General features: G+C 61.8%; 8 protein-coding genes. 5 read left to right on the top strand and 3 right to left on the bottom strand.

Annotated features, from left to right (window positions below; translation table 11 throughout):
- Positions 1-8 precede the first annotated feature (8 nt).
- Positions 9-557 carry an RNA polymerase factor sigma-70 gene (locus ACA062_RS07305; protein WP_497455802.1) on the top strand — a complete coding sequence of 183 codons (549 nt, stop codon included), beginning with the start codon at positions 9-11 and terminating at the stop codon, positions 555-557.
- 166 nt (positions 558-723) lie between these two features.
- On the opposite strand, the gene ACA062_RS07300 is transcribed toward ACA062_RS07305, so the two are convergent.
- From ACA062_RS07300 to ACA062_RS07290, 3 genes are all read right to left on the bottom strand, one after another.
- Positions 724-1,737, bottom strand: a complete 1,014-nt coding sequence (locus ACA062_RS07300; protein ID WP_497455801.1) for a GNAT family N-acetyltransferase — start codon at positions 1,735-1,737, stop codon at positions 724-726.
- A 100-nt stretch (positions 1,738-1,837) separates the two neighbouring features.
- Complete coding sequence (locus ACA062_RS07295) at positions 1,838-2,632, bottom strand: substrate-binding periplasmic protein (protein ID WP_497455800.1); 795 nt, start codon at positions 2,630-2,632, stop codon at positions 1,838-1,840.
- Positions 2,633-2,726: 94 nt separating this feature from the next.
- Complete coding sequence (locus ACA062_RS07290) at positions 2,727-3,350, bottom strand: TetR/AcrR family transcriptional regulator (protein WP_497455799.1); 624 nt, start codon at positions 3,348-3,350, stop codon at positions 2,727-2,729.
- 178 nt (positions 3,351-3,528) lie between these two features.
- On the opposite strand from ACA062_RS07290, the gene ACA062_RS07285 reads away from it, so the two are divergent.
- From ACA062_RS07285 to ACA062_RS07270, 4 genes are all read left to right on the top strand, one after another.
- Positions 3,529-5,331 (top strand): acyclic terpene utilization AtuA family protein, encoded by a 1,803-nt coding sequence (locus ACA062_RS07285; RefSeq protein ID WP_497455798.1) that lies wholly within the window; start codon positions 3,529-3,531, stop codon positions 5,329-5,331.
- 83 nt (positions 5,332-5,414) lie between these two features.
- Entirely contained in the window at positions 5,415-7,031 is a 1,617-nt protein-coding gene (atuC, locus tag ACA062_RS07280) for a geranyl-CoA carboxylase subunit beta (protein WP_497455797.1), read from the top strand.
- 25 nt (positions 7,032-7,056) lie between these two features.
- Complete coding sequence (gene atuD / locus ACA062_RS07275; RefSeq protein WP_497455796.1) at positions 7,057-8,214, top strand: citronellyl-CoA dehydrogenase; 1,158 nt, start codon at positions 7,057-7,059, stop codon at positions 8,212-8,214.
- A complete protein-coding gene (locus tag ACA062_RS07270; protein ID WP_497455795.1) occupies positions 8,211-9,008 on the top strand; it encodes an enoyl-CoA hydratase-related protein in 798 nt (265 codons plus the stop codon). Before atuD ends, ACA062_RS07270 begins: the two co-directional genes overlap by 4 nt.
- The last annotated feature ends 29 nt before the right edge of the window (positions 9,009-9,037 follow it).

Genomic DNA, 9,037 nt, shown 5'->3' with positions numbered 1-9,037 from the left:
GGATTTCCATGACGGAACAAGTGTCCACAAGCAGGTGCGATTCACCGCTACTTCAGGCATTCGTCGACAATCGACTGATTCTGGTCAAGATTGCAGCCCGTATCACCGGCTGCCGCTCGCGGGCTGAAGACGTGGTACAGGATGCGTTCTTCCGCCTGCAGTCGGCACCGCAGATCACGTCCTCGTTCAAGGCTCAACTCAGCTACCTGTTCCAGATCGTGCGCAACCTGGCGATCGATCACTACCGTAAACAGGCGCTGGAACAGAAGTATTCAGGGCCTGAAGAAGAAGGCCTTAATGTGGTGATTCAAGGCGCCTCGCCGGAAACCTCGCACATCAATTTCTCGACCCTGGAACACATTGCCGACGCGCTGACGGAGTTGCCCAGCCGCACCCGTTACGCTTTCGAGATGTACCGCCTGCATGGCGTGCCGCAGAAGGACATCGCCAAGGAACTCGGGGTCTCGCCGACCCTGGTGAACTTCATGATTCGCGATGCTTTGGTGCACTGCCGGAAGGTGTCGGGGACTCGGGTGGATACCTTTGCCCGCCGCTGAGATCTGAATCCTGCGTCGCCCCCATCGCGGGCAAGCTCGCTCCCACAGGTGTTGTGTCGAGCACAACATCAGAGAACACCCCAAAACCTGTGGGAGCGACGGTGCGGCGATCCGACTTGCTCGCGATAGCGGACTCAAGACCAATAAAGATCTTGAGTCCTGCGTATTACGCCAACTCACACCGATCAAAAAACCGCTCCCGCCCCAACACCATCAGCGCCGCACGCTTGTGCGGAAAATCAAACTCTTTCTCGCAATGGAAACGCTGGCCCTGCATATACCCGATCATCTTGCCGTTGTCGGCCCGAGGCTCGGCAACCACCCGCCGGGTCCGTGGATCATCGAGAAACAGGTAATGCACCAGCGCCGATAACCAGCTCGCTACCTTGTGCGGGCCGCGGTGATGTTCTTCACCGACCAGCATGTGAATACCCCGGTCGTAATCGTCCGCCTCATAGAACGGCGCGATGCGATCTTCCTTGGCCCAATAGGCCTCGAAATAGGCAAACGGCTGATCATCGAAACAGCCGATCAGCATCAGGGTGTGGGGGGCGGCCTCGAGCTTGCCCAGGTACTCGCGATGCTGTTCGAGACTGCCCTGCTCCTGCCAGAAACTCGCGACCCGCGCACTGTTCTGCCAACGATTGAACCGTTCAAGGTCATGGTCGATGTCCAGCGTGCGCAGGGAAATCCACGCGCCCAACCGGGCATCGAACCGTCGATACACTTCACCCTGCGGTTTCATCGCACGCAACGGATGACGTTTGCCGCCACTGATGACCATGTGCTGCGGATAGCTGCTGGCCAGGGACTGACCGAGCCAGGGCTGCGGCAACTGCCAGAACAGGGTGCGCTCGCAGCGATACTGGCCTGGGGTTTCGCTGGCGACCAGCAAGCCGTTGCGCAAGGCTTCAACCGGGACTTCATCCAGCTGCCAGGTCAGGCGCTGACAGGCAGGGTCGCGGGAAAACAGCCAATAACAGGCCGTGCGCAGTGCATCGCCATCGGGACGGTCGAAGCCTTGCTCGATCTGCACCCGCAGTTCGGTGTCGCGCCTCAGACGCAACTTGATCAGCGGCTGCCCATCCAGGTCAAGGCTCAGCCGGCTTTCGGTTTCATCAGCTACAAGACGGCTTCCGGTGGGCAACGCCAGGGCAGTCAGGTGATTCGGATCGGGCATGGGTCGGGCTCACGTTAATCGTCGACAGTTCAACGAGGTGACGTGAGCCAAGGCGAGAAATTTAAGAGAAGTCGGTCAATACGCGACCTGTGGCGCGATCTCAGTGACCGGGCACCGGCACCACGGCAATCCTGTACGGATCAAAAATCTTCAGCATCTGGCCGTTCTCGCGCAAGTCTTGCAGCAACTTGCCAAATGCAGCGCCACTGATGGACGCTGTGGGGCGGAGGATGGCGTAGTGGTGATAGATCTGATCGACCCGCTCGGACACCAGCAACTGATTGGCAACCTGCTCGTTGCGCAGCAAGTAGTCGCTCAGGTAAGAGCGAGTCACCAGGGCAATGTCCGCTCGCCCGCGCAGCACCATCAACAGGTTGCTGTCATGGGAATAGGTCAGCGTGGCGTTGTAGTTCTGCGCGAGAAATTTCGGGTCGGCATTGAAATTGGAAAATTCGTAGTGATAGCCGCTGAACAGCGCCAGGCGTTTGCCGGTGAGGCTGGCAAAATAGCTTTGCTGACGATCGGGCTCGCGTTGCGCGACAAAAATCTCGGCGTCTTCCAGCCCCATGTCGACGGTGGTGTGGGGGATGTCCTTCCAGCCCCAGTCCGGGTTCTCGAAGATCGCCATGTCCACCCGGGCTTGCTTGAAGTCACCGAAGCGCCGGGGAATCGAAGTCGGCACCAGGGCAAATTGATAGTCGCTCTGCATGGCATTGAGCGCCTCGACCAATTGCGGCAACAGGCCGGTGTCGGCACCGGTTTCCGGGCGAACCGTGTAGGGCGGAAAATGCGCGGCGCCGATCCGCACCAGTTGTGCAGCCTGGGACGGAACTGCCCCTATCGACGAAAGCGCCGCGAGCAAAAACACCGAGGCCGTCCGAATTGGCGAAGACATCAAACAACCCACTCCCGAAAAAATACGCTTCAATGCATTCAAGCTAGGCGGTTTCAGCCACTTCACCAGTCTAGACGTGTTTCGCACACCCCTCTTAATTCTCTGCCAGCACCAGAATCAACGCTTCATCGGCCAATTGATCGAGGCTCAGGCTGCCGCCGGCGCGAAACCAGGTGGTGGTCCAGGACAGTGCACCGGTCAGGAACCGCCGGGTAATGAATACATCGCCGCGAATGAACCCGGCATCCTTGGCCTCGCCCAGCACCTGCAGCCACAGGTCTTCGTAGATGTCGCGCAGGGCCAGTACCCGTGCCTGCCCTGCTTCGGACAGCGAACGCCATTCGTACACCAGCACCGCCATGGCCTCGCCGCTGCCGCCCATGATCGATTGCAATTCGCAACGGATCAGCGCCAGCACCCGTTCGCGCACGCTGCCGGCCTCGGCCAGGGCTGCGCGCATCAACGCCGTGTTATAGCGAATGGTCTCCTCCATCACCGCCCGCAGGATTTCGTCCTTGCTTTTGAAGTGATGAAAAATACTGCCGGACTGAATGCCGACGGCACTGGCCAGATCGCGCACGGTGGTGCGCTCGTAGCCTTTGTTGCGAAACAGGTGGGCCGCCACTTGCAGCAGTTTACCGCGGGCGCTGTCCGGGTCGGTCAATTGGCCGTCGTCGACCAATTCGCGCATCACCCTCAGGGCTTTTTGCTCGTCCACCCATTCTCTCCTACAGTCGATCAATCCAAGGCGCCGCTCACCGCGAAAACAGCGGGGTTGCGCGGGCAATTTAAGCTGGCGGGGGCGACCAAGCAAGCGCTCGGGCAGAAGATAGTTTAGTCGTTTACAGACCAAGCGCTTGCTTGGTAGTCTCGATATTCTGCTGTCGGAGGTGGCTATGGCGTTGACGGGGTCCAAGACAATTCGCATCGGTTGCGCCAGCGCCTTCTGGGGCGACACCTCGACCGCCGCCGCGCAACTGGTGGCCGGCGGGCGTCTGGACTATCTGGTGTTCGACTACCTGGCCGAGATCACGATGTCGATCATGGCCGGCGCACGAATGAAAGACCCCCGGGCCGGCTACGCCAGCGACTTCATCGAAGTCCTCGGCCCGCTGCTCACTCAGCTCGCCGAACAGAACATTCGCGTGATCAGCAATGCCGGCGGGGTCAACCCACACGCTTGTGCCGCTGCACTGCAGGCCGCCTGCGACCAGGCCGGGGTGGCGCTGAAAATCGCCGTGCTGCTGGGTGACGACCTGCAACCACAATTCCAACAACTAAGCGGCCTTGGACTGCATGAAATATTCAGCGGCGCGCCGCTGCCGCCGATGTGCGTCTCGACCAACGCCTACCTGGGCGCGCCGGGCATCGTCGAGGCCCTGCGCCTGGGCGCGGACATCGTGATTACCGGCCGCGTGGTCGACAGCGCCGTGGTCAGTGCCGCGCTGGTGCACGAATTCGGCTGGTCCTGGCACGACTACGACAAACTCGCCCAGGCCGCGCTGGCTGGCCACATCATCGAATGTGGTGCGCAGTGCACCGGTGGCAACTTCACTGATTGGCGCGACGTTCCCGACTACGAACACATCGGCTTTCCCATCGTTGAAGTCAGCGCCGACGGCCAGTTCATCGTCAGCAAACCCGAAGGCTCCGGCGGCCTGGTCACACCACTGACTGTCGGGGAGCAGATGCTCTATGAAATCGGTGACCCGCAGGCTTATCTGCTGCCGGACGTGATCTGCGACTTAACTCAAGTCAAACTGGTGCAACAAGGTAGAAACGCGGTTCAGGTGCACGGCGCAAAAGGCTTGCCGCCGACCGACCAATACAAAGTCAGTGCGACTTATCCGGACGGTTTCCGTTGCACCGCCAGTTGCCTGATCGCCGGGATCGATGCGGTCGACAAGGCGCGCCGGGTCGGCCAAGCGATCATCGCCAAGACCGCGCAAATGTTCAGCCAGCGCGGCTGGGCACCTTACACCGAGGTGAACATCGAGCTGTTGGGCAGCGAGGCCACCTATGGCCCCCATGGCCAGCGCCAGGACAGCCGCGAAGTGGTGATCAAGCTCGCCGTACGCCATTCGAGCAAACAGGCGCTGATCCTGTTCTCCAGGGAAATCGCCCAGGCCGCTACCGGCATGGCGCCGGGGCTGACCGGGATCGTCGGCGGGCGGCCGACTGTGTATCCGCTGATCCGGCTGTTCTCGTTCCTCATCGACAAAAGCGTCTGCACCCTGCAGATCGACCTCGCGGGCCAGCGCCATCCGTGTGCCCTGCCCGCCGTCGACAGTCTCGACACCGCGGATTTGCCCATCCCCCTGGCCCCACCCAAACCCACGGGCCTGGCCGACGCCAGCGTCGCCCTGATCAAGCTCGCGGTGGCGCGCTCCGGCGACAAGGGCAATCACAGCAATATCGGGGTCATGGCGCGCGAACCCGAGTACTTGCCGTGGATCGCCGAAGCCTTGACCCCGGAGGTGATCGTCGACTGGATGAGCCATGTTCTCGACCCGGTCCTTGGGCGAGTCGAACGTTGGTATCTGCCCGCCAGCCACAGCCTTAATTTTCTGCTGGAAAACGCCCTGGGGGGTGGCGGTGTGGCCAGTCTGCGCATCGATCCGCAAGGCAAGGCCTTCGCTCAACAACTGCTGGAAATCCAGATTCCGGTGCCGCAGCGCATCGCTGACCAGGTCAACTAGAGGACAAGCGCCGTGGCCTACGATTCGATGTTCTACGCCGATCTGTTTGCAGGCCCGAGGTGCTCAAGGGCAAGGAGTAAGCCATGCCAGTAATCCAGTCGCAAGTGGACCCCTTCAGCGACCCGTTCGCCCGCAATCGCGCGGCGATGCTGGTGGGCATCGAGCACGTCCGCCAGCTCGAACAGAACCTGCTGGACAAGGCTGCCCAAGCCAAAGCCCGGTTCGACCAGCGCGGCCAACTGCTGCCCCGCGAGCGCCTCAACCTGCTGCTCGACCCCGGCGCCCCCTTCCTCGAACTGGCGAGCCTGGCCGGCTACAGGTTGCACGACGACAAGGACGGCAGCTCGGCCGGCGGCGGCTTGATCGCCGGGATCGGTTACGTGTCCGGCGTGCGGGTGCTGGTGGTGGCAAACAACAGTGCGATCAAGGGCGGGACCATTTCCCCCAGCGGTTTGAAAAAATCCCTGCGCCTGCAACAGATCGCCATGGACAACAAACTGCCGGTGATCACCCTCGCCGAAAGCGGCGGCGCCAACCTCAATTACGCGGCGGAGATTTTCGTCGAAGGCGCGCGCAGCTTTGCCAATCAGGCGCGGATGTCGGCCATGGGCCTGCCGCAGATCACCGTGGTTCACGGTTCGGCCACCGCTGGCGGGGCTTATCAACCGGGGTTGTCGGACTACGTGGTGGTGGTGCGCGGTAAAGCCAAGCTATTTCTGGCCGGCCCGCCGCTGCTCAAGGCGGCCACCGGCGAAGTGGCCACAGATGAAGAACTGGGTGGCGCCCAGATGCATGCGCAGATCGCTGGCACCGCCGAATACCTGGCCGAGAACGATGCCGATGGCGTGCGACAGGTGCGCGAGATCGTCAGGTTGTTGCCGTGGAATGCGCGGTTGCCTGCAATCCCTGCGCGACAGTGGGAAGAACCGCTCTACCCTATCGACGAACTGTTGGGGCTGATCCCCGACGATCCGAAAAAACCTTACGACGTCCGTGAAATCATCGCGCGAATTGCCGACGGCTCGAACTTCCTCGAATTCAAGGGCGAGTTCGATCAGCAAACCGTCTGCGGCCATCTGCAGATTCAAGGCCGCGCCTGCGGCTTCATCGGCAACAACGGCCCGATCACGCCCAAGGGTGCGAGCAAGGCGGCGCAGTTCATCCAGCTCTGCGACCAGAGCCAGACGCCGCTGCTGTTTTTCCACAACACCACCGGGTTCATGGTCGGCACCGAAGCGGAACAGCAAGGCGTAATCAAGCACGGCGCCAAAATGATCCAGGCGGTGGCCAATGCCCGGGTGCCGAAACTGACCATCGTTGTCGGCGGCTCCTATGGCGCCGGCAACTACGCGATGTGCGGCCGCGGCCTCGACCCGCGCTTCATCTTCGCCTGGCCCAACAGCCGTACGGCGGTGATGGGCGGCGCCCAGGCCGGCAAGGTGCTGCGGATCGTCACCGAGGCCAGGCAGCTCAAGGACGGTTTGGTGCCGGACCCGAAAATGCTCGACATGCTGGAGCACGTCACTGCGCAAAAACTCGACAGCCAGTCCACCGCGCTCTACGGCAGCGCCAGTTTGTGGGACGACGGGTTGATCGATCCGCGGGATACCCGGACGTTGCTCGGGTACTTGCTGGATATTTGTCATGAAGCCGAAGTGCGAGCGCTGCAACCCAACAGTTTTGGTGTAGCCCGCTTCTAAGGGCGATCACAGGAGAACAATAAAAATGATCTTCACCCAGGAACACGAAGCACTGCGCCGCACCGTTCGCCAATTTGTCGATCACGAGATCAACCCGCACGTCGAAGAATGGGAAAAGGCCGGACGCTTTCCGATCCATGAGATTTTCCGCAAGGCCGGCGACCTCGGTTTGCTGGGGATTTCCAAGCCGCAGAAGTTCGGCGGCATGGGCCTGGACTACAGTTATTCGATCGTCGCCGCCGAAGCGTTCGGCACCATTCATTGCGGCGGGATTCCGATGTCCATCGGCGTGCAGACCGACATGTGCACCCCGGCACTCGCCCGCTTCGGCTCCGATGAATTGCGCGAAGAGTTCCTGCGTCCGGCGATCACCGGCGAGCAGGTCGGCTGCATCGGCGTCTCCGAAGTCGGCGCCGGTTCCGACGTGGCGGGATTGAAAACCAGCGCGCGCAAGGACGGCGACGACTACGTGATCAACGGCAGCAAGATGTGGATCACCAACTCGCCGAGCGCCGATTTCATGTGCCTGCTGGCCAACACCTCGGACGACAAACCCCACGTCAACAAGTCACTGATCATGGTGCCGATGAACACGCCAGGCATCAGCCTGAGCTCTCACCTGGACAAGCTCGGCATGCGCAGTTCGGAAACCGCCCAGGTATTTTTCGACAACGTGCGCGTGCCGCAACGCAACCGCATCGGCCACGAAGGCGCGGGCTTCATGATGCAGATGCTGCAGTTCCAGGAGGAACGCCTGTTCGGCGCGGCCAACATGATCAAGGGCCTGGAATACTGCATCGACAGCACCATCGAGTACTGCAAGGACCGCAAGACCTTCGGCAATGCGCTGATCGACAACCAGGTGATTCACTTCCGCCTGGCCGAACTGCAAACCGAAATCGAATGCCTGCGCGCGTTGGTCTATCAGGCCACCGAGCAATACATCAAAGGCCAGGACGTCACCCGCCTGGCGTCGATGGCCAAACTCAAGGCCGGTCGCCTGGGCCGCGAAGTCAGCGACAGTTGCCTGCAATACTGGGGCGGCATGGGCTTCATGTGGGACAACCCGGTGGCCCGGGCCTACCGCGATGTGCGGCTGGTGTCGATCGGCGGCGGGGCCGACGAGATCATGCTGGGGATCATCTGCAAACTCATGGGCATCCTGCCGGGGAAAAAACCATGAGCACCTTGCCGGTTTGCCAGACCCTGCTGCTGGAACTGCACAACGGCGTCCTGCACATCACCCTCAACCGCCCCGACAGCCGTAACGCCATGAGCCTGCAGATGGTCGCCGAACTGTGCGCGGTACTCGCCGCGGTACACGATGACCGAACAGTGCGTGCCTTGGTGATCGGTGGCGCCGGCGGGCATTTCTGTGCCGGTGGCGACATCAAGGACATGGCCAACGCCCGCGCTCAAGGCCCGACGGCCTGCCGCGAGTTGAACCGTGCGTTCGGTACGCTGCTGCAAGCGGTGCAACACACGCCGCAAGTGGTCATCACCGTGCTGCAAGGTGCCGTACTCGGCGGTGGCTTGGGCCTGGCCTGCGTCAGTGACGTCGCCCTGGCCGATCATCAGGCGCAATTCGGTCTGCCGGAAACCAGTCTCGGTGTGCTGCCCGCGCAGATCGCGCCGTTCGTGGTCCAGCGCATCGGCCTGACCCAGGCCCGTCGACTCGCCCTGACGGCGGCGCGCTTCGATGGCACCCAGGCCAAGCGGATCGGCCTGGTGCATTTTGTCGAACATGACGCGCAAGCCCTGGCCGAGCGTCTGGATGAGGTGCTGGCCCATGTGTTGTGCTGCGCACCGGATGCCAATGCGCGGACCAAAAAACTGCTGCTGGCGAGTGCGGGGCAGCCGGCGGATGCGTTGCTCGATGAGGCGGCCGAGTGGTTCAGCGAAGCGGTGACCGGGGTTGAAGGGGTCGAGGGGACCCAGGCCTTCGTGCAAAAACGCAAGCCGGGGTGGGCCCTGTAGGAGCGAGGCTTGCCCGCGAAGAGGCCCTC

It is taken from the genome of Pseudomonas sp. LBUM1679 (genome assembly GCF_059695565.1).
Note: the sequence above shows the minus strand (reverse complement) of the source record. Positions and strands in the feature narration are given on the sequence as shown.